This is a genomic window from Reticulibacter mediterranei (assembly GCF_016587455.1).
The window spans coordinates 21,048-44,545 of sequence record NZ_BNJK01000003.1 but is presented as its reverse complement, the minus strand read 5'-3'; the positions used below and the strand labels follow the sequence as shown (position 1 = coordinate 44,545).

31 protein-coding genes are annotated in these 23,498 nt (G+C 51.1%); 26 read left to right on the top strand and 5 right to left on the bottom strand.

From position 1 onward, the window contains the following. The first annotated feature begins 147 nt into the window (after window positions 1-147). The 22 genes from K3T83_RS52965 to K3T83_RS52860 all read left to right on the top strand — a co-directional run bounded on the left by K3T83_RS52965 (window position 148) and on the right by K3T83_RS52860 (window position 18,902). Window positions 148-1,368, top strand: a complete 1,221-nt coding sequence (locus K3T83_RS52965; protein WP_220211215.1) for a rhomboid family intramembrane serine protease — start codon at window positions 148-150, stop codon at window positions 1,366-1,368. A 49-nt stretch (window positions 1,369-1,417) separates the two neighbouring features. After that, a complete protein-coding gene (locus tag K3T83_RS52960) occupies window positions 1,418-1,882 on the top strand; it encodes a hypothetical protein (RefSeq protein ID WP_220211214.1) in 465 nt (154 codons plus the stop codon). A gap of 83 nt (window positions 1,883-1,965) precedes the next feature. Beyond that, window positions 1,966-2,823 carry a hypothetical protein gene (locus tag K3T83_RS52955; RefSeq protein WP_220211213.1) on the top strand — a complete coding sequence of 286 codons (858 nt, stop codon included), beginning with the start codon at window positions 1,966-1,968 and terminating at the stop codon, window positions 2,821-2,823. Window positions 2,824-2,928: 105 nt separating this feature from the next. After that, window positions 2,929-3,735 (top strand): hypothetical protein, encoded by an 807-nt coding sequence (locus K3T83_RS52950; protein ID WP_220211212.1) that lies wholly within the window; start codon window positions 2,929-2,931, stop codon window positions 3,733-3,735. A gap of 85 nt (window positions 3,736-3,820) precedes the next feature. After that, entirely contained in the window at window positions 3,821-4,591 is a 771-nt protein-coding gene (locus K3T83_RS52945) for a hypothetical protein (RefSeq protein WP_220211211.1), read from the top strand. A 209-nt stretch (window positions 4,592-4,800) separates the two neighbouring features. Further along, complete coding sequence (locus K3T83_RS52940; RefSeq protein ID WP_220211210.1) at window positions 4,801-5,094, top strand: ATP-dependent Clp protease adaptor ClpS; 294 nt, start codon at window positions 4,801-4,803, stop codon at window positions 5,092-5,094. Window positions 5,095-5,561: 467 nt separating this feature from the next. Beyond that, window positions 5,562-7,151 (top strand): HsdM family class I SAM-dependent methyltransferase, encoded by a 1,590-nt coding sequence (locus K3T83_RS52935; protein ID WP_220211209.1) that lies wholly within the window; start codon window positions 5,562-5,564, stop codon window positions 7,149-7,151. Then, the gene (locus K3T83_RS52930) at window positions 7,148-7,492 is read left to right on the top strand and encodes a hypothetical protein (protein WP_220211208.1); all 345 of its coding nucleotides are present in this window, start codon (window positions 7,148-7,150) and stop codon (window positions 7,490-7,492) included. The genes K3T83_RS52935 and K3T83_RS52930 overlap by 4 nt, the downstream gene beginning before the upstream one ends. A gap of 102 nt (window positions 7,493-7,594) precedes the next feature. After that, window positions 7,595-7,978 carry a hypothetical protein gene (locus K3T83_RS52925; protein WP_220211207.1) on the top strand — a complete coding sequence of 128 codons (384 nt, stop codon included), beginning with the start codon at window positions 7,595-7,597 and terminating at the stop codon, window positions 7,976-7,978. A 40-nt stretch (window positions 7,979-8,018) separates the two neighbouring features. Next, window positions 8,019-8,333 (top strand): hypothetical protein, encoded by a 315-nt coding sequence (locus K3T83_RS52920; RefSeq protein WP_220211206.1) that lies wholly within the window; start codon window positions 8,019-8,021, stop codon window positions 8,331-8,333. 87 nt (window positions 8,334-8,420) lie between these two features. Then, complete coding sequence (locus tag K3T83_RS52915) at window positions 8,421-8,804, top strand: hypothetical protein (RefSeq protein WP_220211205.1); 384 nt, start codon at window positions 8,421-8,423, stop codon at window positions 8,802-8,804. An 83-nt stretch (window positions 8,805-8,887) separates the two neighbouring features. Continuing rightward, on the top strand, window positions 8,888-9,610 hold the full coding sequence (locus K3T83_RS52910; RefSeq protein ID WP_220211204.1) for a hypothetical protein: 723 nt from the start codon (window positions 8,888-8,890) through the stop codon (window positions 9,608-9,610). Window positions 9,611-9,671: 61 nt separating this feature from the next. Further along, window positions 9,672-10,226, top strand: a complete 555-nt coding sequence (locus tag K3T83_RS52905) for a hypothetical protein (protein WP_220211203.1) — start codon at window positions 9,672-9,674, stop codon at window positions 10,224-10,226. Between the two features lie 317 nt (window positions 10,227-10,543). Next, window positions 10,544-11,083, top strand: a complete 540-nt coding sequence (locus tag K3T83_RS52900) for a hypothetical protein (protein WP_220211202.1) — start codon at window positions 10,544-10,546, stop codon at window positions 11,081-11,083. Between the two features lie 137 nt (window positions 11,084-11,220). Continuing rightward, on the top strand, window positions 11,221-11,436 hold the full coding sequence (locus tag K3T83_RS52895) for a hypothetical protein (RefSeq protein WP_220211201.1): 216 nt from the start codon (window positions 11,221-11,223) through the stop codon (window positions 11,434-11,436). Between the two features lie 753 nt (window positions 11,437-12,189). After that, window positions 12,190-13,377 carry an RNA-guided endonuclease InsQ/TnpB family protein gene (locus K3T83_RS52890; protein ID WP_220211200.1) on the top strand — a complete coding sequence of 396 codons (1,188 nt, stop codon included), beginning with the start codon at window positions 12,190-12,192 and terminating at the stop codon, window positions 13,375-13,377. 51 nt (window positions 13,378-13,428) lie between these two features. After that, window positions 13,429-13,854: an NUDIX hydrolase gene (locus K3T83_RS52885; protein WP_220211199.1), complete on the top strand. Its 426-nt coding sequence runs from the start codon at window positions 13,429-13,431 to the stop codon at window positions 13,852-13,854. Window positions 13,855-13,891: 37 nt separating this feature from the next. Further along, a complete protein-coding gene (locus tag K3T83_RS52880; protein WP_220211198.1) occupies window positions 13,892-15,232 on the top strand; it encodes a helix-turn-helix domain-containing protein in 1,341 nt (446 codons plus the stop codon). 144 nt (window positions 15,233-15,376) lie between these two features. After that, complete coding sequence (locus K3T83_RS52875) at window positions 15,377-16,153, top strand: TauD/TfdA family dioxygenase (protein ID WP_220211197.1); 777 nt, start codon at window positions 15,377-15,379, stop codon at window positions 16,151-16,153. A gap of 38 nt (window positions 16,154-16,191) precedes the next feature. After that, window positions 16,192-17,211, top strand: a complete 1,020-nt coding sequence (locus K3T83_RS52870) for a sugar-binding transcriptional regulator (protein ID WP_220211196.1) — start codon at window positions 16,192-16,194, stop codon at window positions 17,209-17,211. A 27-nt stretch (window positions 17,212-17,238) separates the two neighbouring features. Beyond that, window positions 17,239-18,057 (top strand): radical SAM protein, encoded by an 819-nt coding sequence (locus K3T83_RS52865; protein WP_236065342.1) that lies wholly within the window; start codon window positions 17,239-17,241, stop codon window positions 18,055-18,057. Further along, a complete protein-coding gene (locus tag K3T83_RS52860) occupies window positions 18,057-18,902 on the top strand; it encodes a class I SAM-dependent methyltransferase (protein ID WP_220211195.1) in 846 nt (281 codons plus the stop codon). Before K3T83_RS52865 ends, K3T83_RS52860 begins: the two co-directional genes overlap by 1 nt. 75 nt (window positions 18,903-18,977) lie before the next feature. Here the strand turns inward: K3T83_RS52860 and K3T83_RS52855 are convergent, their stop codons facing one another. From K3T83_RS52855 to K3T83_RS52835, 5 genes are all read right to left on the bottom strand, one after another. Continuing rightward, entirely contained in the window at window positions 18,978-19,370 is a 393-nt protein-coding gene (locus K3T83_RS52855) for a hypothetical protein (RefSeq protein WP_220211194.1), read from the bottom strand. 41 nt (window positions 19,371-19,411) lie between these two features. Next, window positions 19,412-20,089 (bottom strand): RNA-guided endonuclease InsQ/TnpB family protein, encoded by a 678-nt coding sequence (locus tag K3T83_RS52850; RefSeq protein WP_236065352.1) that lies wholly within the window; start codon window positions 20,087-20,089, stop codon window positions 19,412-19,414. A gap of 9 nt (window positions 20,090-20,098) precedes the next feature. Further along, window positions 20,099-20,635, bottom strand: coding sequence for a hypothetical protein (locus K3T83_RS52845; protein WP_220211192.1), 537 nt, complete (start codon window positions 20,633-20,635; stop codon window positions 20,099-20,101). 90 nt (window positions 20,636-20,725) lie between these two features. Beyond that, window positions 20,726-20,887: a hypothetical protein gene (locus tag K3T83_RS52840; protein WP_220211191.1), complete on the bottom strand. Its 162-nt coding sequence runs from the start codon at window positions 20,885-20,887 to the stop codon at window positions 20,726-20,728. Window positions 20,888-20,909: 22 nt separating this feature from the next. After that, window positions 20,910-21,137, bottom strand: coding sequence for a hypothetical protein (locus K3T83_RS52835; protein WP_220211190.1), 228 nt, complete (start codon window positions 21,135-21,137; stop codon window positions 20,910-20,912). A gap of 275 nt (window positions 21,138-21,412) precedes the next feature. Here K3T83_RS52835 and K3T83_RS58495 point away from each other — a divergent pair, with 275 nt between their 5' ends. The 4 genes from K3T83_RS58495 (at window position 21,413) to K3T83_RS52815 (ending at window position 23,324) form a co-directional block, all read left to right on the top strand. Continuing rightward, window positions 21,413-21,622 (top strand): 3'-5' exonuclease, encoded by a 210-nt coding sequence (locus tag K3T83_RS58495; RefSeq protein WP_373324766.1) that lies wholly within the window; start codon window positions 21,413-21,415, stop codon window positions 21,620-21,622. A gap of 55 nt (window positions 21,623-21,677) precedes the next feature. Continuing rightward, on the top strand, window positions 21,678-21,932 hold the full coding sequence (locus tag K3T83_RS52825) for a MerR family transcriptional regulator (RefSeq protein WP_220211188.1): 255 nt from the start codon (window positions 21,678-21,680) through the stop codon (window positions 21,930-21,932). Between the two features lie 76 nt (window positions 21,933-22,008). Next, a complete protein-coding gene (locus K3T83_RS52820; protein WP_220211187.1) occupies window positions 22,009-22,689 on the top strand; it encodes a DUF8336 domain-containing protein in 681 nt (226 codons plus the stop codon). A gap of 17 nt (window positions 22,690-22,706) precedes the next feature. Further along, the gene (locus K3T83_RS52815) at window positions 22,707-23,324 is read left to right on the top strand and encodes a hypothetical protein (RefSeq protein WP_220211186.1); all 618 of its coding nucleotides are present in this window, start codon (window positions 22,707-22,709) and stop codon (window positions 23,322-23,324) included. The last annotated feature ends 174 nt before the right edge of the window (window positions 23,325-23,498 follow it).

The window sequence follows — 23,498 nt, the reverse complement described above, 5'->3', positions numbered from 1 at the left end:
GTTGAAGTAGGTGAGTTCGGGAGCACATGTAACACATGAGGGTTTCTGATGCTCTCTGGCGCTACTTCACACTTCAAAATAGTTCAATATGGTTGAGCAGCGTGCCTTCATGAAGGCACGCCTTTTGTTGTGAAAGAGCACTGTCTCGTGGAAAAAACAACGGAGGAACAGGGCGATCAGGAGATCGCAGGAAAAAAGCCAGGAAGCCATCGGATCGGCAGCATACCGTCTCACTATGAGCACGGGAGCGCTCATCCCTGGTTGACCTTTATCTTCCTAGGAATGAACACAGGAGTGTTTCTGCTGGAAACTCTGATAGGAGTGCGCCAGCATAGCTATGCCACCCTGTGGGACTGGATATGGATCAGTCCCGACGTCCACGCTCCTCTTTTACGAACAATGGGGGCGCTTGGACCAGGGAACATGGTTTGGATACAGCCCTGGCGGTTCCTGACTTCATTCTTTTTACACGCAGGCTTTCTCCATTATGCCTTAAATATGTGGGGACTGGTGGCGTGTAGGCAGACCGAACGCACCTATGGGCAAGCAGGCTACCTGCTCATCTACCTGTGTGGTGGCTTGGCTTCGGGTTTAGGAGCAATGATGACGTTTCTTTTCTTTCCTACCTTTCCATATAACGTTGGGGCGTCCGGCGCTCTCTATGCTCTTGTAACTGCTACAGTTCTTGCACGTGGGGTGAAGCAGCATCGTTCGTGGCGTACCTGGCTGGCGGTGGGTGGATTTGGGGTAGTGTTCATGAGTATGGGCAATCTCTTTGCGCATCTCAGCGGTGCTGTGATGGGGGGATCATTGGATGGTGCTTGCTGTGGCGCGCATCTCGCCGAAGAGAGAAAAGGCTGGAGGGTCATGAGCAATAAGCATTCAGCAGGTAAAAAGATCTCGGTGCGCGGCAGGTGCTTTGCCTACCTCTGTCTTGACTGTCAGGACACCGTGCGAGTCTCTCGGTTCTTTCAAACAGAGATGATCGGCAAGGCACATGCCACACAGGAGCATGCCTATTGTTATCGTTGCTATCGAGGCCTCGATGGGAGCGAAGAAAACTTTCGGGCTTATCACGTCGGCCCGACGGCGGACGGCCAGCTCCTCCCTAGCGCTTTCAGCCTGCTGGAGGTCGGGTTAGCCTGTGAAGCGCTGACAAAACCGCCAACAGTTGCACGCGTGTATCGCCAACTTCTGGAAGACGGCATGATCTGGACGAGCGAAACCATCCAGGCGGCACTCCACGCGATGTTTCCTGATGCTATCGCCCCTGTCTTCCTCGAAGAACACCGGCAATGTGCGAGGGACGCTGATCCATCCCGCCCCAAGACCACAGAGAACCACGCATCGACGGGACCGTTGGTATGAGCACAGCATCGTGATGCGAGAGAAGCTGCGCTCACAAAGGAGATGAAGCATGAATTTCGATCTAGCCCTGTTTTTCCCCCGACCGCTCTCCGAAGACATCCCTCTGTTTGATCGTGTGGATGCGGTGATTGTCCCTATTGCCTCTGAAAAGCACATAGAGCGCTGGCACCCTTACGAGATCGTCAGGCCACACCTCTGCATAGAACATCTTCCGACGGCCTTTCTCGCTGATATGAACTGGCACGAATGCGAGGAGGCTCTAGAAAAACCTGGTCTCCGGTTGGTGAAGAAGAGGCAAAAGGCATTTGCGGCGATACGCGAGGAGGAAGAGGCAGCACACAATCCAGATACAGCGGCTGCTCGTTGCCTCGTGAGATTTGCGATGTGGGAAGCCGACCACCATTTTCCGCTGACTCCCTGGCGTCAGCTTTGGCGTCAGGTACTCCTCGATCGTGCGACCCAGGCGGTGGTGTTTGTCGCTTGCGAGAGGAGAGAGGATTCCAATGAACACTAGCCCTTGCCAGAAATCAAGGACGGCTTTGGCGCTGTCCTTTTTCTTGTGGAAATTCCTTCTAGGAGGAATAAGAAAGGAAGAGCATGCCAGCAAGATATTCTCATGGAGCCAATGCTGAAATGCTGCTGCTCCTTGCCTGGTTGAGTACTCTCAAGGTGCAAGAGCAAGCACGCCAGGACCGAGAGGCATGTCCCTGGAAATACCCCTATCAACCGCCCTGGTCTCAGGACCGACTGCCCGTGTTCCCCGAGCACCTGGTTCACGGACAAGTAGCGCTGGCACGAGAGAATCTCAAACGCGACCCCATCTACGGACCGCTGTTTGAGGCACTCGTGCGCTATCGCCTCACCTCCATTGATTTCTCCCTTGTGGCAGGTGCCCTCGAATTAGAGGGTCTGACCGATCCGACGTGGGCATTGTTTTTCTCGGATAGCTCGTCCCCCTCAAAGCGTCGGCAGGACACCACATTTGTTGATGAGGCTGATGCGTTTTGGCAGGTCGCCTCATCGCATATGCCGCTGGCTGATCGTCTCACTCGCTTGAGCCAAACATGGCATGGTGATATCTGCCGTGGAGCAGGTGAGCTTAGCATATTCTTCTCCTGGTATCTCGACCTGGCGGCGCGTTTCCTCCCATTACCTTTTTTCCTGGTAGAATTGGTGCGCATCAGTTTGCATCGCATGGATTGGCATGTGATCGCCGCTCACGTGCTGGAGATCCCTCTCCCTGTAGGATGTCAGTGCGCAAACCGAACGCAGGAAGTCCCAGTCGGCGCGAGAGCCGAGTACCTGGGTGAACTATTCAAAGCGACTGGTGATGAGACCCTATCGCTGGGCCAGCAGTTACCAGAGCCAGAACGGACGCAGGCGCTGTTCCTGGCCGATCTTTGCCGCGAGACCACGAAGGCCATGCGCCTGGTGCTGCTAGACGGTGAGGGGTAACGGGAGCTGTTGGTGGTGATGATTTCCCCAGCTTCACAGTAGTGGCCAACAGCCACTGGATCTGCATGACCTGATTTCCCAATGCATGTATACAGGAGGAACCGTATGTCCATTATCGGTCTGTCTGCGCGTCCCGAAACGCTGCTGTTTCTGGCGTGGGCAATACGCACAGATCTGCGAGAGCGCTTGATCCAGGTACATCAAGCGCGCCAATACGATGCTACTGCGCCCGAATATGTGCTGCGAGGCGCAATCAAATATAGTCAACCACCGGTTTTCGAGGGTGATAGCGTGTATGGTCCAGTCTACGAAGCCCTCTTCGTGTACCGACTGAACCGGGTGGAGTTCCGATTGGTAGACTGGGCGTTACGTGGTTACAACGCGGTGTATCTGAAAGAGGCAGAGGCGGCTGCTCTAGACGGTACGTACTCCACCGCTGAAACGGGTATCCTCTGGCAGTCCATTGCAAAGAATGATCGCCTCCTCTTCCACGTCAAGAGCATCGGACGTGACTGGGGAGGAAACATTCAGCAGGTGGCGAACGCGCTCCGATTGCTCTTTGTCTTTCGTACCCCTCTGCTTATGCGAACCTCAACAAGTTCATTCCTGTTCCAGGAGTTTGTGAGTATGAGCTTGGAGCAGGTGAATTGGGTGGAACTGGCTGCGCTCGTGCTCGAAATTCCCTATCAACCAGGAGAGACGCTTCAGAAAGAGGGGGATGACGAGGCAATGCAACTCGCGTTGTTGAAAGAACTGCTGTGGCGTGGCTATGTCGATTTCGGTGAGTTCAGCCTGCATCCCTTGTTTTCTCAACAGGTCCACGACCTGTGCATGGACCTGACTGACGCGTGCTTCCAGGCACAGAGAGAAGTAGAACGCCTGGAGGAGTCGCAGCATCTATATAGGAACTAATCAAAAGAGAAAAAGTACAGGGTCAGCCTTCTCTGGGCTGGCCTGTACTGTGTGTTGCAACTTTATTGCAAGAAAGGGACGGACTATGTCTGTTACACCTATCACGCTCTATCACATTGCTCTCCCTACAGACCTCCTGGAGATTGAGAAAATCATTCAAAGGGACGATGAAGAAGCCTTTATCCGGCTTGGACCATACTTTCAGGAGTATAGAGGAGGAGCCTACCTCATTAATGCCGCTGATATCGGCTGTGGTGCTTGTACTGCCATTGAACAGATGTATGAGCCACTGTTCGGCATTGAGATTACTGGCACAGCAGAGGAACTGGATGCATTGACATGCTTGTTTGACTCCCAGAATTGCCTCGCGTGCCATATAGGTGATCGCTGCCTCATCCTGCCGAATCAAGATGGGTATTCCTTATTCGTTGAATGCCTGAAGCAGCGAGTAGGTGACGTACAGCAGGAGCGTCCATCGCCGCCGCTCAGCATACGGAAGATCCTGGGGCGCATATGCTGCTGGCCATCCTTCTATATCCAGCACACCTCTCAGCAGGAGAAGCACGCTCGTCTGCGTGGGTGGCAATCGATGGTTGCTATCTCTTTGATACAAGGTGCCCCCTTGTTATTGGGCATCCTGGCTGGAGCGTTCCTGTTTCACCCATTCTCACCAGGACAGTATCTTGCCGCGTTGCTGTTTGCGTATCTGGTTGGTGGCCTGGGAATGTTGTGTGCAGGGCCTATTCCACTTGCCCACCGCGCGGATGAGGATAGTTTCGAGGGGTTTCCGTTGACTGATGTCGTTGTTGGTTTCCTCGTCGTTGGCATGATTCAGCTCCTCATCGGGCGTTTCTAGCAGATCAGCATCGTAAGAGGGTAGGTAGAAGGACCTCTTTGGAGGCCTGCATGCCCAGGCGGGCATGTGCGGTAGAATGGTTGCAGAAGTGATACCCGCAGCTGAATAAATCCCTCTTCGATGTCCCTCGCCTATTCTTGTATTCCTTATCAATAAAACTGCGAACGACCCGCTGTTTTTACGCTACAGAACAACAGAAGGAGAGGTACATGCCTTGGATACTCCGCGTACAGGTTGTGAGACAACAGACGAACCCTTTCCCGGCTCTGCATCCTTACCAGGTCATACTCCATCACGATACTTGCAATGCCTATCCTGATGAGGTGGTTGACAAGCTCAGAGGAGTGATCACATCGCTTGGACTTGTCGATGCCCTGGAAATCGCCTCGGAGGCATGGCAGAGGGATCAGGCCGTGATCGTCACCTGTCCGAAGGAAATCGCGGAACTCTATCAATCAAGGCTGCGAGCAGCTGGACTCGCTATTACGATTGGCGCTTCGTAGCCGAGATGGCATTGAACACTGGAGCCTGGACGAACAGGGGTGTTGTAAAGCATCACTGACCCATGGGTCAGTGATGCTTCAAGGAGCTTCCCCGCTCCTTGAAGACAGGTCAAAATCGTTTTTCTGAGCGAACCGAGGTCAGTGTATGGGGAAAAAGATGCAAATTACTGGAAGCATCTGTTGAGTATGAAGTGTTCATGGTACAGACTTTCAACCCCTTGCACTCAACGCATTGTCGAGCGACTCTGAGAATCACTTTCTACAGGGAAGTGGTTCATTCAGGAATGGCCTGGGGCTTCAGGACACCAATCACAGAATATGCACTCTCCAATAGGTATGAAGAGGAGACAGAAGCAAAGATCTTATTTTGCAGGCTGTCTTCCTGACGCTTTTTCATCACTGAAAGACAGATGAGACCGCGAGCCGGGATTTCCCTGGCTCGCTTTTTTTGCCTCACGGAGAAACAGATGAAAGAAACACATGCGATGGAACGGCTATGGCAATCCGTCATTATGACTGGTATTGGCGATACGCTGATGGGCCTGGATCTCATCAGCTACTTTTTTATGCTCAAGGGCTTTGAGGAACACTCAATTCGGTTTGGTGTACAAGATACGCTCTTCGCCTCTTCACAGGCCGAGGCATGCCACTGGAGCATGATTAAACAGATGGCTCTGATGAACCCATACGAGTGCTGCCAGCATCTGCGTACAACGGTCTGTGTATGGCTATGCTCTCTCGACCCCGATTCATGCCTGGCTGAAGCTGGACAGGTCCTCTTCCGAGTGGAGCCGAAAGTCATTTACCCACTGATGGATGCGGTTGACACACTCTGCGAGGAGCATCTAACGATGCAGGACGCGTTTGAAGCGGTCCTCATCTGGGCAGAAAAAGAAGGAGCCTTCCAGCCGAAAGCTGGGCAGATCATGACGCCCATGCACATTGCCTACATGATGGCCGATCTAGTACGCCCCCAGCTTCATGAGCGCGTGATTGATGCGAGTTGTGGGACTGGCAACCAACTGGTTGCCGCTTGGCAACACATGCAACGCGCTCGTTCCTCTACCTCATGGGTCCTCGATTCTGGCCGTGTGTTCTTCGATCCTCAAGGTCTGCCTAGATCCACCGAACCTGCACTGTTTGGTTTCGACTTCAATGCCATGATGCTGCCTCCGTGCTATGCACATCTCCTCCTCTGTGGCGTCGAGAGACCGCAGGTGCGATGCAGTGACGCATTGGGGAGCGTTTTTAACCAACGCATGGTGCAGCAGGAGTGGGGATCTATTGATGTGGTGCTGGGAAATTCACCCTTTGGGAAATATCTCGATGTCCCTGATTTGGGCGCAACGCTTCACCAGGCGGGGACGCTTGATGCAGAGCTATTGTTTGTTGAACTCACGTTGCAGCTGCTGAGAGAGGGGGGCCGGGCGGCTCTCCTGGTGCCGGAAGGGGTGGTGCGCAATACATCACAGGCTGCTATTGCTTTGAGGAAGAAGTTGGTCCAGGAACACCGACTTTTAGCGGTTGTTTCGCTGCCACAGGGGATATTTCTTCCCCAGGCCAATGTGAAAACCTCGCTGTTGGTTTTTCACAAAGGAGAGCATACCGGTGATGAGGTACTCTTCTATCGAGTCGCAGCCGATGGATATATGTTCGACGCAAGGCGTCAGGCAACCCCTAAGAACAATGATCTGTGGGATCTGCGTGCTTGCTATGCGGTGGTTTCGGGACAGAGGCCTCCATTCCCCGAACTGACAGATGCCACATGGTGGCCAACGTACGCTTCAGACAAGCGATATGCGAGCACTCATCACCTTGTTCCCTCGATTGTAGAAGAGGATGTCAACCCAGCTACTGGAGAGCGTGTCGTACCCTTCCGGCGAATCACCGGATTTGTGGAGGACAGTGCAGCCGTAGAACGATCCTGGTTTGTCTCGTTGGAGGAGATCGAGGCAACAGGAAGCTATTCATTCTGTGCTGACACCTATCGCGAGAACATGAATGCACAGTCACGAAGCATTCGCCATCAACGCCTGCGAAAGGTGAAGGAACAATGACAACGAAAGCACAACTAGAACAGCGTCTCAAAGAGAGCAATCAAGCACTTGAAGCAGCGCGATCTGCATTAAAACAAACCCAACAGATCTTGCACTGCACGCACCTTGCCGTAAAAGTGATGAGAGACGATCTGGATCATATGCCTTTTACTCTCTCTCATGAAGCTGGCTCTGAGCAAGCGGAGCGCTATGAGCGTGGGTTACAGCTCACCAAGGAACGTTTGGAGACGCTTTGGAATGCCATTGAGAGAGGCGAAGAGGTGAGTCTCATAGAGAGCTTGTGGCGCGAGACTCCTACAGAGCATGAACTGTTTTCCTCATATGTGGAACAGATCCACTGAAAAGGCATTCAGCTGTCTATCTCGTTGTACACCCGCCAGCGTGCATGTGCTGGAGGATAGATGCTGCTTGCGGCAAATGAACCAGAGAAAGGGTCCACCACGATGCCTGCTACCCTTCGCATTACTCTTCAGGCTTCATCTTATGAAGGAGCCATTTCTCTGCTTGACCAGGTGAAGTCCTGTCTCTTTCACTGTTTTCGAGAAGATGCAGGAGAAGACTATCACTTTACGATAGATGGAGACCTGGAAGGGAAAAAGGATGAGTTAGAGACGGGAAAGGAGCATTACCTTTTCCCGTTTACAATCACAGGTGAAATCACAGTGCTGGGAACCTATCAAGAGGCGCAAGATGAAGCCTATGAATTCCTCAAGGGTCTTCGACCCAAACGCCCAAATAACAAAATGATGAGCTGTCACATTGAGAACGTGAGATTTTTCAAGGTTGATCTGCAAGACCAGGAGGAGAAAAAGGAAGCGGTTGTCTAGGGGAATAGTACGACAACTCTAGAAGAGAAAGGAACAGTCGATGGTAGACACCTCAATTCGTGATATTCTCGTCGCAGTAAAATGCCCAAGGCAGCGCCAAATGGAGGTAGGGCTTGAACTTGAGATTGTTTTTGGGTGGTCAATTGATGATCTGTGTCAGAGCGTACGTGAGCCACTGACGCAGGTTATTCTGACGATGAATGCTCATACCCGAGTTTGGTTTTCGTCTATGAGCAAGCATTTAAACATGATGCAAGAACAAGGCATGATCATTTTCTGGCAAAAGTATCATGCCAGCCAGGAAGAGGACCCACAGGACAACCATGCTGATGTGAAGGCTTCCGAAGAGTACTAACAAAATTCATTTTTCTGTTCAGCACAGCATCCCAGGAGATGCTGTGCTTCTTTCATTTCCTAGACGGTTAAAAGGTGACGAAGTAATATGCAGATGCTTCCTATCACAAACGCAGAATTTACCATCCATGAAGTGGATGGAGGTGCCCCAGACTGGCAAACAGATCCGCCATCCCTTGAGTTTTGGTTTGATGTGGCTGGAGTGACCTATACATTTCAGGTCGATTGGCTCAGCCAGGTACAGATGAGTCAGGTTGTAGCATTTTCTTCAGCTGAGGAACGCGTTCATGAGCTAGAGCCTCATATCCATTTCCCTCACGGGTATTGCACGATTTCGGTCCTTCAGGTTATTCAGCCGATGATGACTGAAATCCTTGACGCAAGGCCTTCAGAACCTCACACCTTTGCCAGACTTCTGGCAACGTATGGATTTCTAGATAATGCACGCCACTTCATTAGCAGGTGCGAATAGCGAAATTTTTATGCGGAGGCGTGTCAATGCGTAGAGAGCTACTCATGATACAAGCCGTAGGCAATCTTCTCAAGGAGTTGTGTATGCAGACTGAGAAAGAACCAGAATTATTCGTCCTGGATCAGGCAGGCATTGCATTTCGAGGCAAAGTTCCAGCCTACGTTGCCAGATTGATTATCGACCGCTATTGGAAAGATGAAGAAGGTTGGTGGTATCTCACCAAGCAGAACACCTCAGTAGAGGAGCTTTCCATCTGGATTGCTAGCAGAGACTGGTTTGACGAAGCCTTTATTCTCGGCCCTGGGAGTACACTTTGGCTGAATATGGACAGCCACTACGTCCATTACGTCAAGAAATCTCCACTGGACGATCCCAACTGGCAGCCTTCAGCGGATGAAATGTGGTTGGTAGAGCGTGATCAGAGTGGCGTCCATGTCACACACTATCTGTTGACAGAGGAAGAGGTGTCCAAAGGCGTCGATCCCGCCTCGCCTCTTCTCCTTGAATGGTACAAGGGCCAGGCCCTGCGCATCTACAGTGAGCGGGTGAGTGACTGCTCTCTTCATCCTGAGCAACGATGGAAGACGCTGCTCAGTGTGGCTGATGAAGTAACGCCTTGGGATGCAGAAGCACCTGACCTTATTGCTCTGCTCATTGCAGAACCCTGGTTGTTAAAAGAACCGCTCATGGCCGCTCAATTGGGGAAGATACCACCTCATCGGCCAGCAGAAACTCTTGGTGATCTGTTCTTGCAACGAGTGTATCTATCCCTTGTTTCGACATTGGAAGCTGCCCAGGAACAGTGAAAGTCATAAGGCATCAAGAACCATGTTGTGTACAATGCTTGATCCTTTGATAAGGAGAGATATGGAATACATCGGGTTGGTCAATGACAAAGAGACGTTGGCTGACTATCTAGATGATGGCCGACGTGTATACGTTCAGGCTCTCTCGATCTTCGATGCCACGCCAAAAGAAGAGCGTCAGAAGCCGGAGTATTGGGCCGCACGTTGCGATACTGGGGAGTTTGCCAATCCCGAGGCAAATCCACTCGTTTGGATTGAACAAGAGAACGGTGAGTGCCAATATTACTCCTCAATGATCAGTCGTGAGCAGGCTACAGCTACCTACTATGCAGCACAAGCGGCCCTTCCAAAGGAGAAAACAGGGAAAATACATGCGTCAGAGATGAAGCAGTTGGTGAGAGCCTTTGCTGTGAAGTACTACGCCATGATGGAGGGGGCACCAGAAAAAACAGTCAACAGGTTGTGTGATCGGTTCAATAAGATTTTTGACAGGATCATTGCAAAGTATCCCGACTTGGACTTAGAGAATACTAGCGCGTTCTTAATCGAACTGAACAATCGTGCAAAAGCATGGTGGAAGTCAAGGCCGTTCAAAGGACCTGCGGTCGATTGGTAGATCTCCCCAGAAAAGTTCTTCTCCTTAGCCCGCATAAATATCACGGCAAATAGCACCACACGGGATTTTGGTCAGAACAAAACTTTGTTCTGGCCTTTTTTTATGAGAAGGCAGATCCGTCATTTTGGAGATTAGATGAGCAAACGCTCGCCTGATCTCCTTTTTGTTTGCCGAGGAGAAACTATGAGCCTATCACAACAACCGAAAGTTAATTTGTATCGATCTCCTTCAGGGAATTGGAAGGTAAGAAGTATAAAGATAGGGAAGAGTTACTTGCGGCAAAGAGAGAACTTTAGAGAAAGAGAAGGAAGAAATCGATGGATTTTCAAAATGGCGATATTCGGGTTGAGCACGATCCTACCGCACAGTGGATAGGCCGCAGGTGGTCAGAAGTTGATCAGCGTTTCTATGAGGATGTGGTGCATTATGGCCTCTATTACATGTCCATGTGGTCAGACAGCAGGTGGCATGATCTCACTAATCCCTGGCGGGCCGACTTCGATGTCAGGCGTGTTTTGAAGACCTTTACTCTGGTAGAAGGTGAAGAGTTTACTGGCATTTATTGCAAGCCAGGGATTAACCAGAAGCCACTGTATCAGCAGGGATATGAGGCACACTTTCTACCATCACATCAAGCGTATGTGCGGCACCTGGAGGACCAGACCTTTTTCACGAAGGAATGGCACCACGGCTATCACGATGCTGGCCTAGATGCAATGCTCAGGGATGGAAAAGCCAACACAAGTTGCTATACCGATGAGTGTGGTCTCACTGGAGTGCAAAAGTCTATACTGGCGCGGGCTAAGCGTAATGGCTATGACTATGAGCCTGAGTCTCGTATTAAGTATCTGTTTTAAGAGGTGGCAATGGGAGAGCCAAGAATAGGACGGCGAGCCTTTAACCATCAGTATTATATCGCTCACGGATCACCAACAGTTGTTCCTAAGATCAGCCAGATTGGCTAATCAAGTACGGGAGCAAAAGGAGTTACGACATGCGTATTCGCCCATACAAAGGATTCGAGGATAAGTACATGATAAGAGGAATGAGGTGGAAACGACGTCGAGGCATTGCTGTACTCAAAGAAGCAAGGCGTCGGTTGAATCGGCAGGTGCGCCGGCGCAGCAAAAAAGCGCTCTCCCTCTGTCATCAGACCGGTGGAGAATATGACCAGAATGCTTTTCTTGTTGGTGGTGAGTGGTTTTACTAAGTTGCTGGTGTGAACGCTACTTTAACGACGACAACAGAACTGGCGCAGGTCCGAATCGAAAGACCTGCGCCAGTTCTGTTGCGCAAGGCAAAAAATTTTGTCTTTTTGGGCCTGCTATCCACGATAGAACACGTTGGAGAAGAGCATGAAGGTGCCTCAAAATCTACGTATGCGTGATCGCAAAGGATCACGCTTCTTCTTATTTCTTGTGTAACAAAATATTGAAGAGTTTTTGTTACACAAAAAGCTCCAAACCAGGGTGGGGATACGAACAACTTGTTGGGGGCTACTGGTGGCGGGTTGATGCCAGTTTACTATCTCTTTGTTTCCCCCATTAACGTCCGGTGCGGGAAGTCCCGTCTTCCCTTTAGGGGAAGGGATGAAAGCGCCGTTCCTTGATATCATAGGTTACCAACCACTTGATTGTGTAGAGATAGGACTTTCTGGCGACCTGAGATGAAAAGTTGCCTGCTATGATACAATCAAGGTGAAACTCTCAAAAGGAGTGTTGCCTGATACAACATTCTTGAAGGCGAAAGCATTGAAGACTCTTTGCGGCGCATTCCCCTCGCCTTCAGGCTGGGGTAAGCCGCAGGAGGCGAAGGGGAACAGGTATTCGTGAGAGAGAACCAAAAGAAAGCGAGGCAGGACCCTACTTAGCAAGGGACACTCCACCTCAGCGAGGTGGCAAAGTAGCAGAAATGGCTTGTTCAACAGGGGGCTGGAACAAGACACCTGGAGAAAGCAAAAAACGTGCGAAGAAGTTATAAATATTGCCTCTCTCCGAACAAAGCGACAACCGAAAAGCTGCAATGGGTGTTAGATAGATGTCGAGAAGTGTACAACGCAGGACTCTCTGAGCGGCGGGATGCGTGGACGTATGAGCAAAAATCGATCAGCTACTATGACCAGCAAAACGATCTTCCAGAGATCAAAGCGGAGATTCGACCAGAGTATCAGGAGATTGCCGCCCATGTCCTCCAGGATGTATTGCGGCGGCTGGACAAAGCGTATCAAGGGTTCTTTCGTCGCTGTAAGGCCGGAAAGAAACCAGGGCATCCGCGTTTCTTGGGATGCAATCGCTACACGTCTTTTACCTATCCAGACAAAGCGGGATGGAAACTGGATGGAAACCGTTTGCACCTCAGTAAGATCGGGATTGTCAAGGTGAAACTCCATCGCCCCATAGAAGGAACCATCAAAACGGTAACGATCAAGCGAGAGGGCGACGAATGGTTTTGCATATTTTCGTGCGAGGTGCAGGTTTGCCCACATCTGCCCTACACTGATCTGGCTATTGGGGTGGATCTGGGTGTCTCGAAGTTGGCAACCTTCTCAGATGGAGATGTTATCGAGAATCCCAAGCACTATCGACGTGCTGAGAAGAAGCTAGCCACTTTACAGCAGGCCCTCTCTCGCAAAAAGCGTGGGAGCCATCGGCGCAAGAAAGCGGTCAGGGCAGTTGCCAAAGCGCACCGCAAGGTCAGGCGGCAACGGGCCGATTACCTACACAAGCATTCGCGCTGGCTGGTGGATACCTACGAGGTTATTGTGTTTGAGGCTATCCAACCTGCCAACTTATCCAGGCGAGCCAGACCCAAACAGGACGCGGAGACAGGAGCCTACCTTCCCAATGGGGCAACCGCGAAATCTGGCTTAAACAAAAGCATTATGAACGCTGGATGGTCAACCTTTCTTGCCATGTGCGAGGTCAAGGCAGCATGGGCTGGACACGTGCAGGTGATCAAAGTTGATCCATATGGAACCAGCCAAGTATGCTCAGGATGCGGAGCAGTGGTCAAGAAGGAACTATCCGAGCGCTGGCACTCCTGCTCGTGTGGCTTTTCTCTGGATAGAGATCAGAATGCGGCGCGAAATATCCTGGCACGTGGATTACAACAACTTTCGGGCGGGACGCGCCCAACGTTGGTAACAGCGTAGAAGCCTCCGCATTCATGCGGGGGTACGTCACTATAAGGAGCGATATCGTCTATGTCTTCTGTACCACAACCAGAGGGACGAGTACCACATCAGTTTCCCGTTTCAGTCAAAGGGATTGTGCATCATAATGGCAAAGTGGTGCTACTCAAAAACGAACGAGATGAATGGGAACTGCCAGGTGGCAAACTGGAGCTTGGCGAAGCGCCCGAAGTCTGTGTTATCCGTGAGATTGAAGAAGAAATTGGTCTGGTTGCCCAGGCAGGCGCGCTCATTGACGCCTGGGTGTATCATATTTTTGAGGGGCGAGATGTCCTGATCCTCACTTATGGTTGCATAACTGCTCCATTCTCGCAGATTACTCACAGTCCAGAGCATAAAGCTGTCGGGCTATTTTCCCCTGAAGAAATTCCCTCGCTTCGGATGCCGGAAGGGTATAAGCGGTCAATTGCGTCGTGGTCTTTACATACTGGCCGGTAAACTGCCATAAGTGGCAGGAGAAGGGGAGAGGTGTGCCATGCGTGTTCCAGAAGTACAACCTGGGCGGGACTGCTATCAGTGTGGCGCGAAGCTGAGTAGGTATAATCCAGACCCTCTCTGTTGGGGTTGCCAGGAAAAACGGCGGGGGAACATTTTGCCTGCACCTTTCTCTTCGCATCCACCTCTACCGACGTCTCGAAGCACCTTTGCACTTCGTTCCATTCTTGATACAGTTCGTCGCGCAAAACCCAACTATACCTCTGATGTTGGTCAGACACTCAAGCGTTTCCGGGTTCTCCATCATCTTACCCAGAGAGACCTGGCAGACATTCTGGGTTTTGATCAGTCATATATTTCTAAACTTGAGAACGGACAAAACGTCCGGGATATTGTCACCCTCAAACATATTCTACACTGCTTGTGTTTACCTGCAGAGTGGCTCGGCCTGGCAGAACAGGGATCTTCAAGCGGTCAGAGTACTGATCTCATCGAAATCGCTCCCTCAGTCATCAAGTTATCCCAAACAGCCCGGGAGGCTGGCAGGGCTGACGCAGCGGTAGCTGAGGTGTGGCCGCTCATTTTGCGTCTTGAGGCCCAGATCATCAGTGAGAGCAGCCACACCCAACTGTTGATGACGCTGGCGGCTGCCCTGGCGGTACTGGGGGTGATCCTGGGTGATCTGCTACCAGAAGAGGATCTCTGGGTGAGCGTGCATTTTTTCAAAAAGGCCGTACGTATTGTTGACGATCAGGCAGATCGCGAGATGGCCGCAGAAATCTATCGGGGCTATGGGAATGAGTTGCGAAAGCACAAGCAGTATGCTGAAGCGGTGCCTTATCTTGAGCAAGCCCTCCGCTTTTCTCCTGATCCGGTGAGCAAAGGCTATGCTGCTGCGCTGCTTGCTCGCACTTTTGGTGAGATGGGAGACCGAGAAAACTTCCACGATGCCATACATACGGCATTGCATTTTCAAGACATTACAGCAGCCTTCACACCCACCTTTAACCCAGTGATGATCCAGGAAGTGTATGTACGGGGACTTACTCATGTAGGAAGTTTGGCACAAATCCCCACATTAATCAACCAGGATGTTTCACGCTCACTTTCCGTCTCGGTTGCCCCGCAGTGGCATGTGATCTCTCACCTCACCAAAGCCGAAGCACAGTTTCGGCTGAACAGAGTTGACGAAGGATTAGAAAACCTCAAAACTGCACTCACTGGGGCAGAACTCTGTAAATTGCCACATCAAGTTCAGCGGGCGATCCGTGCAGTGCATCCCATTGAGTCCTACTCACCTGCAAAGGCAATTGGTGACGATGCGCGTGTCTTGCTTAGAAACCTCTCCCTGCCAACCCGCCCCCTTCTTCATTTACAGTGAAGCCATATCCGGCTCCTCTTTCCCTTTCCCAAGCAAGCAAGCGAATATGACAACTTGTCATTTGACAGCCTTCAACAGAAACTGTACGTTGTAGAGGTGCAGGACACTGCACGTGCCACTTACTATAGCGGAGGGGGGTAATTGATGTTGCAACCTAAATCAATTCCATGTGATGTTTCGGTCGATAGCCCGACAGAACGTACGCAAGAGAGTATCACCGACTTGTTGGAAAAAGATGGTATCCTCGTCTTTAATGCTATTGACTCACCGGGTGCATTACTGCAATTTTGTCAGCAGTTAGGAACCATTATTCCCCATCGCGATGCAGATCATACTGGACTGACTCGCATTGTTGCGCATGATGTACCCCCTAAAAAGGCTGGATATCAAGCCTTCACGCCGTTCCATTTACGTCTTCATACAGACGGCAGCAGTCTTCCTTTACCAGCAACGCTTGTTATTCTCTGGTGTGCAGAGCCAGCCTTAGATGGAGGACAATCGCTTTTTGTTGATGGTAAATATATGTATCAACTCCTGTTCCGGCACTATCCCCATGTTTTAGATGCCTTGATAACACCGAACTCGGCGATCTTTGCTGGATCAGCCTCTCCACTACAAAGCAGCATTTTGAGCCAACACGCTAATGGCAACATCTGCATCAGGTTTCGCTATGATAGCCTGGGATATTATGCGTCACCTGTATGTCGGGTGCTTCCAACCTTTCTTGACCTCCTTAATCAGCAGACCATCTCGTTTGCATTAGCGAAACACCAGGGATATATCCTCCAGAATGGCCGTTGGCTGCATGGCAGAACAGCCTTTCAGGGATATCGTGAGATGTATAGAGTATTGGTACACACGAATCCTGAAACGGCCTTTGGGAAGCGCGTCACATTCGGATTTTTGCCCGATGAGTTCTGATTGGTGGAAACAGCGGAGGCGAGAGGGGATAAGGGTTCGTGAGTGACATTATTGAAGGAAATCTTTTAACGAGTGAACAGTTTCTCCGTAAAGTAGCGATCCTCTACTATGACAAGGGTAAGACTCAGGAGAGCATTGCTAGCCTCCTGTATTGCTCACGGCAGACCATTAGCAAAGCGCTGCAAAAAGCGGAAGATCGAGGGATCGTACGTATCTCCGTGATCCCTGAAGAGCGAGCCGGCTATGTATCCAACCTTGCCCACGAGTTGCGTTTTCACCTGGAACTAGAAGAACTGATTCTCGTCCCGGGCCGCTGCTTTGACGACAGCAAGCCTGACTCAGATCTCAATGAAGAGGTACTGGGAGAGATTACGGAGGCAGCGGCGCACTACCTGGATCAGGTGATTACGCACCACGATATCCTGGCGGTGACGGGAGGGAGAAGTATTATGAGAAACGTCGTGCGTCATCTTAAACCAAGCAAAAGCCTCCCAGATTTGCAGGTAGTACCTACCATTGGGTTTGTGGAGCAGCAGGCGAGCATCGGCGATGCCAATCTTGTCGCCTACGATATTGCTAAACTCTATGGCGGCAAAGATTACTGGCTGCCCATTCCCGCGCTCGTGGAGACACAAGCTCAGCAGGAACAGGCCCGCAACCTGCCATTGGTGCGCGATGTCTTCAAAATGATTGAGCAGGCGAATATTATCATGATGGGACTATGGCCTTCCGATCTGGATCACGATATGGTGAAAAGAGGAGTCCTTTCTGAACAACAGGTCCAGACGTTACAGGGATATCATCCGGTGGCAGACATCAACCACTGGGTCTTTGATGCAGAGGGGCGCTCGCTCAACAACATGTTCCATTCCTTCCCCTATTATCTCACAGGATTGGAGATCCCACGTTTACCCGAGCGGATCACGCACCAGCACGCCAAAGTCATTCTTGTGGCGGGTGCCAGCACATCTCGCATCCCGGCCATTCGAGCGGCCCTCAGAGCGGGGCTGGCCAATGTGCTCATTACCGATCATATTACTGCTCAAAGGCTGAAATAGACGTGTAAGAAAAGGAGTTGCGTAATAGTGGATATTCAGTTCAAAGTAGAGAAGGGACGCGTCCTCGTTCCAGTTGGGATACCCTGTCCCTTCGGGTGTAAGTATTGTTACACCCGTAATGGTGAGGTTGGGCCGGCACGTGTCAAGCCGATAGAGATTCTGAGCCATTTACAGGAATTTGCAACGAACCATGCTTTCAATACCATTCAATTTGGCTATGATAGCGATCCCTTTGCTTTTCCCGAACGTGGGATTGTGATGCTGGAGCGCCTCGTCGAATTGGGGAAGCACATCAATTTCAGCACGAAAGCCTGTATTGAAGGGACCGCGCTACATGCCCTTGCCACGGTTCGGAGCAATCTTGCTAGCCATCTCACGCTCAGTGCGTTGATCTCCTTGAGTTGTTGGGAGTCGGCACCTGCTGTTGAACCACATACTCCGACCCCTGAAGAGAGAATGCGTACCGTCAGCAATTTAAAACAGATCGGGATACCGGCGTTTATTGCGGTGCGCCCTCTCTTGCCGCATATTGCGGATGCAGAGTATGAGCACTTGATTGATGAGGCGTTGCGTGCCGGTTGCGATGGATTTATCTTAGGTCCGCTCTATGCCGATGAGAAGGAACGCTTCGTCAGGTTCGTGCCAAAAGAGATCTTGAGAAAAGTACCAGGGCGCAAAGTGATCGTTCCCTGGTCTGCTCATGCTCCTGTATGGACGCGTTATGAAGATGGAGTGCGGATGCAGCGGATGATGATGGTGGTAGAGGCGGAAGGGGGAAAAGTTTTCTGGTCATCTGCCGATGCTGTAGAGAGCGTTATAGCGTCAAAGGTTGGAGAGGGAATGTGATGGAAAAGGGAAACTGCTATATATTTGACCCCGAAAGCCCTACGGAACTGGGGCGGTTGATTGACCAGGATCGGGTCGTCACGCAAGCGATGGGAGGACCACTGGTGGGCATCGACGACTCTACCAGTCTGCACAACATCCTGGACCTGGGCTGCGGTCCCGGTAGTTGGGTACTAGATGTCGCGTTTGCCCTCGCTGCGGAAGTGGAAGGGGTCGATATTAGCCGGAGTATGGTCGATTATGCGAATGCACGAGCACGCACCCAAAAACTCCTCAACGCCTCGTTTGGCGTCATGGATATTACGCAGCCGCTCGATTTTCCCGATGCTTCGTTCGATCTGGTCAATGCACGCTTCCTGGCTGGTGTCTTGAAGCGTGAGATATGGGCCACTTTTTTGGATGAGTGTGATCGGATCTTGCGTCCTGGAGGTTTCCTACGTCTGACGGAAGCGGTGGATTTTGGTGCGACAACCAGCGAGGTCGCCAATCAGCTAGGAGCCTTGACTTTGCACGCTCTTTACCAGCTTGGTTATGGCTTTTCCCCAGATCACGCGCTCGGAATACCCCCAATGTTGCTGTCTTTCTTCAGGCAGCAGCAGTATCGACAAATGGCAGTGTCTGCCCATGCACTCGATTATTCGTCCAGTACCGAGGCATGGGCAGACATGTACCACAATGTCGAAGTAGCTGGTGTTCAAATGAAACCCACGTTGATGCAACTTGGCCTCATCAATGAAGAACTGTTTGAGTTGCTTTATCAACAAACCTTGAGTGCCATGCGGTCTCAATCCTTCTGCGGCCTCTGGCACCTGACGACTATTGTTGGCCAAAAACCAGTGAGATAATGGAATACAGCTGTTCCAGAGAGTAGGGGTTATTGAGAATACGCGGTGCTGCTCCCTGGACAGCATAGTCTGCTCTCATTGCCCCTCTACTATGAACCATCGGTACTCGTTGTGGGGCGGCCCTGGAACTGGCTCACGCGTAAAGATCCTTCCCTCGCTGATAGATACCCGCCACTCATGATAATTGCTCCCCACTGGTTTGCTGAAACGGTTGTCAGCAGATTTTCCAGCAAGGATATAATATAGGACGTGATGAGTACGCTGACGCTCCAGATCAAACATTGCGGCGATTTCACGGGTAGTGAGGCCGTTTATGTCCCCGTTCCACACAGTATCCCGCAATCGCTGTTCCTGGTCTATCGCACGCTTTGGAAGTGCATCGGTTGGAAGTGGGCGAATGCGTTCGCGGTCTGCTGCTGTTCTGAGCTTGCGATAACAGATCGTTCCCCTGAAGACACTTTGGGTCACGTACCTCTGCCTGAAGTTATCTAAAGGCGAGAGGCTTGTCCCTAAACCAGAAGGTCTGAGACGAGAGGCTTCGTGACAGGAAGCCCACCAGCCAAAGATCTACCGAGGCTGGCAAGAGAAGCAAGATGCTTCTCTCTAATGTTTTTCGCCGCATTGAGATCGGCATTGAGGCAGTAGCCACACTGACGACAGAGGAAGAGGCTTTGAGAACGACGATTAGAACGATGTTGATGCCCACAACGCGAGCAGGTTTGCGAGGTGTGACGCGGATCAATTCGCTCAACAGCAATTCCGCGTTCTTGCGCTTTGTAGACGGTGAAGTCATACAATTGCGCAAAGGACCACCCATGCAAGCGTCGTTTGGTATCGTTCTTCTTGCTCTTCCCAATTTTCGAGGTTTCTCGAATGTTGGTGAGATTCTCAAAGACAATTGTGGCTCCTGTTGGGGTGTTCTGGACAATCCGTTTCGAGAGAACATGATCACAATCCCGGTGGAAACGCGCTTGCCTCTTGCTCAACTTTTTCAAGTGGCGTTTGGCAGACTTCGATCCTTTGGATTGGAGCTTGCGACGAAGGCGGAAGAAGCGACGATCTCGCTCTTTCCAGTGAGAGGAGCCGAGGAAGTGTTTGTTGGAGGTGACGGCAGGATGATTGAGTCCCAGGTCCACCCCGACCACTTCAGGGCTTTTCTCGACAACAGGCTCAGGCACATCAACCACAACATGCAATCACCATTTCCCTTTGCGAGAGATGAGGTCAGCGGTGGCAATTTTACAGCCAGTGTACTGAGCGCTGTAGTGGGGAACGGTAAAAGAAATGGTCTGTTTACCTTGCGTCGTCGAGAGGCGAACGGTTTGTGTCTCCCACGTTATCGAATAGGTGTGGACATTGTACCGAGCAGGACAGAGCGTACTTTGTGGGCATTTGGCAGGCTTGAATGTGGGTGCTGGTTTGCCACGTTTAAGGGCCTTCTCCACCTTTTTAGGGTGACCGGCTTCGTGCTTGGCTTTCCAGGTAAAGGCGCTCTTGAGGGCTTCAGTCGCTTTGACACGTGCCTGGATGAGCAGATCAGAAACCAGCCCTGGACAGGTGATTTTGGTGTCGTAGTACGTACCGTGATGCAACGTCACCCCGTTCTTTTCCTGATGCTCCCATCCATATCGACACACCTGATTAAAGGCGTCGGTAAACTGAGACAGCGTTTCAGACAAGGCTCTTGCCTGCTCTGGCGTTGGATGCAGTTGTATCTTGACGGTTCTATCCATACGAAAGATATACCATATATGTGTAGTTTTTGCAAGTTGTAATGGAAAGGAGGAGCGGCATTCGTGCACGGGGAGGAATGCCGCAAGACTTTATGGAGGATTGGCGTAGCGAATCTCAAGTGGATCAGGACTGACAATGGTAGCATCTATCCAAAATGCTTGGCTCGCTCGCCGGAAGAGAAATTCTACTGGTTGATCAGGCGTAAAGTGCTGTTCATGCGCTTCAAAGCGCTTCTTCGACTCCTCGTTCATAACAACCTCCCCACAAACTTATTTAGCGTTGTTGCTGTAACGACGTGATTTGTTTCCAATACTGATGGGGATATGGACGCCAGTGGAACGGACCCGTTTTTCCTTGTTCGTTCGCCGGGATACCATAGGTGGCATAGCCATCGCGGGTAAACAGCAAAACCGTCATCGACGTGCCGTCGGGCATGTCTACCACACCCTCTGGATCGGCGGATGCATCATACCGAAGAGAAACATATTCATCTCTTGTCACCGCATTGAGCTTTTATGGGGTATAGGAGGAACGCTGACCCAAGCATTATTCCTCAGCGCTTTTCGCTGCGACCGAGAAAAAGGTTTGGGCAAAAGTGGAAAGCGATGTAGATTATACGTTTGTCATTATGGAGTGCTGCGGTTTTCGACGTCTGTTCCTTGACCACGACGCTCCTTTCAGAGGAAGGATGAGGTCAGGAAGCTGGTGAATCAGCAGATCATGCCAAAGTCGCTTGATAACTAGAATTGAGTGTTTAGCTCCAGGCCATCGTCAGTATGAATGAGGGCCGCTTGCCTCATAGTTGTGTTTGGAATCTGGAGGAATTGGCGGAAGAGCGTCATCTGGCTTATGTTGAGTGCACGCGTGCGAAGGATTGGTTCTATCTGCTCTTGGCGGCACGCTGGTATGTACAGGGAGAAGTCAGAGAAGGATGCATCTCGCGTTTCCTCGACGATCTCTCGGTTCATCTAGTCGCTCCTTCGTAACGGTTGTAACAGAAGGTTCGGTGTGCTTCGTTGGCAAAACAGTGGATAAGATTACATGTGTGAAATGGTTTATACCATCCCACAGCTTTCGGCGCTCTCTGGCATCAAACGCTCGACGCTCTATTACTGGGCGCGGATCGGGCGACTGGAGCCGGCATATCCGCCACCGGAGCCATTGCTGTTCTCGCTCGCAGCACTGAAAACGGCGATAAGCAGAGCGCAGGCAAAGCAGCCATTAGCCTGGTATCTCAAGTCGCGGCAAATGAGCATCAGGGATATGGATGGAGCAAAGCGATTAGGAGAAGAGTAGGGAGCATCCTGAGCGAAGGCAACAAGCCTTAGAAGAAAGTGTCCCACTCTTAATATAGAAGAATCGGAGGAAGAAGATGAACACTCCCCAACGGATGGTCAATAATAGCAATCGCCAGGCTTCGGATATTGCTCTCAATGAGAGCATCGTTGTTCCTCCCTCCTTACAAGAGCGCGAGGGCTTAGCTCCTGTGGAGCGTGCTGAGGTAATTGTCGTCGCCTATTACGAACCCAATCTGGAAGACCAAACAGTGTTGCGTGGTCTGGTCCTCCTCAATAATATACTCTATAGCAGCGTGCGAATCTTTCAGGAAGAGAACTGGCTTCTGGTTGAAGCGGTACGCACACGTTTAGAGCGATTGCATCGTCTTGCTACAAGTCGGCACAGAAGTTATGTTGACGCGCGGGCCGCCTGGAAGACCTATCGGCTCTTTGCAGCTGAACTGACAGCGCAACTGCCGATGGCCTGGCATCCAGTCGGATGTGACAATCCAAGCCAGAACATCAGTGGCACTACGAACGGGGCAGATCACATTGTGCTCGATGATGCCTGGGAAAATGGACGTTTCAAACGATCAAAAAACGATACGCTCTGTCAGGTCTGGGCCAAATTTAACGGTAATCTGTTCGTTGATTCAGACGGACCGACCTGCAAACAATGCCTAACAAGAGCGATAACCATTGTTGAGGAGCGTATGCGTCATTTGCTAGAAGGAAGTTTTGAACCTGTGGCACACCATGTTGAGATTGCAAACTGATGAAAGGGGAGAAACCGATGCTACACAGAGATCACCGCATGATTAAGCAGGATGTCCAACCCGACCTCATGCGTCAGGATGACGGTTCGGCGGCTCTACGCGACCAATGGGCCGACTATCACGAGGAAACGCGACTCCTCTTGGAAAGCGCCATAGAGACCTATGGAAAGGAAGCAGCTCAACTGCTGGTCACAGCACTCCAGCAGGAGAGTGCCTCCATTCAAGGCACATACATGCGGCGCATCGACCGATTACAGTCTCAGCTCGACGATGCGAATACTGTGCGTCAACTGCAGGAGCGTGAGTTGCTTCGACTCAAAGCAACGAAGAGCAGGCGAAGGATCGCAGAGTTAGAGCGGCGGTGTGCCGAGTTGCAAGAAGCTCTCGACCGCAAGCCCGAAGACCTGGCTGCTGAGAGAACGGCACTCATCGAGGATGTGTTGTTCTCGGGTGAAAAGATTGGCTATCAGGCGCTCTACGTCGAGAATGGTGTACTGATCGATACTGGATTTGATGCCTATTGCAATTTTTGCTCCTCTGCTAGCCTTGAGAAGCTTCGTATGGCGAGCGAAGCAACGCACTTGGTTCTCCAAGCGAGAGAGGGGCGTAAAAAGCTGAAACGCCTCGCTCCTTGAAGGCTCACATAACGGTCGGATGGACTGGGTGCGGCGCGTTTTGTTCGCATATTCCTCGCGTGGTTCTCTTTTGTAAGCAGTGTCTACATATACTGTCTCTCTCTAGATGGATGCATGCTCTTACGTGGCCCTCTTCGTGTAGCATTTCTTTCATCAGTGGTGAAGCTCCGTTCA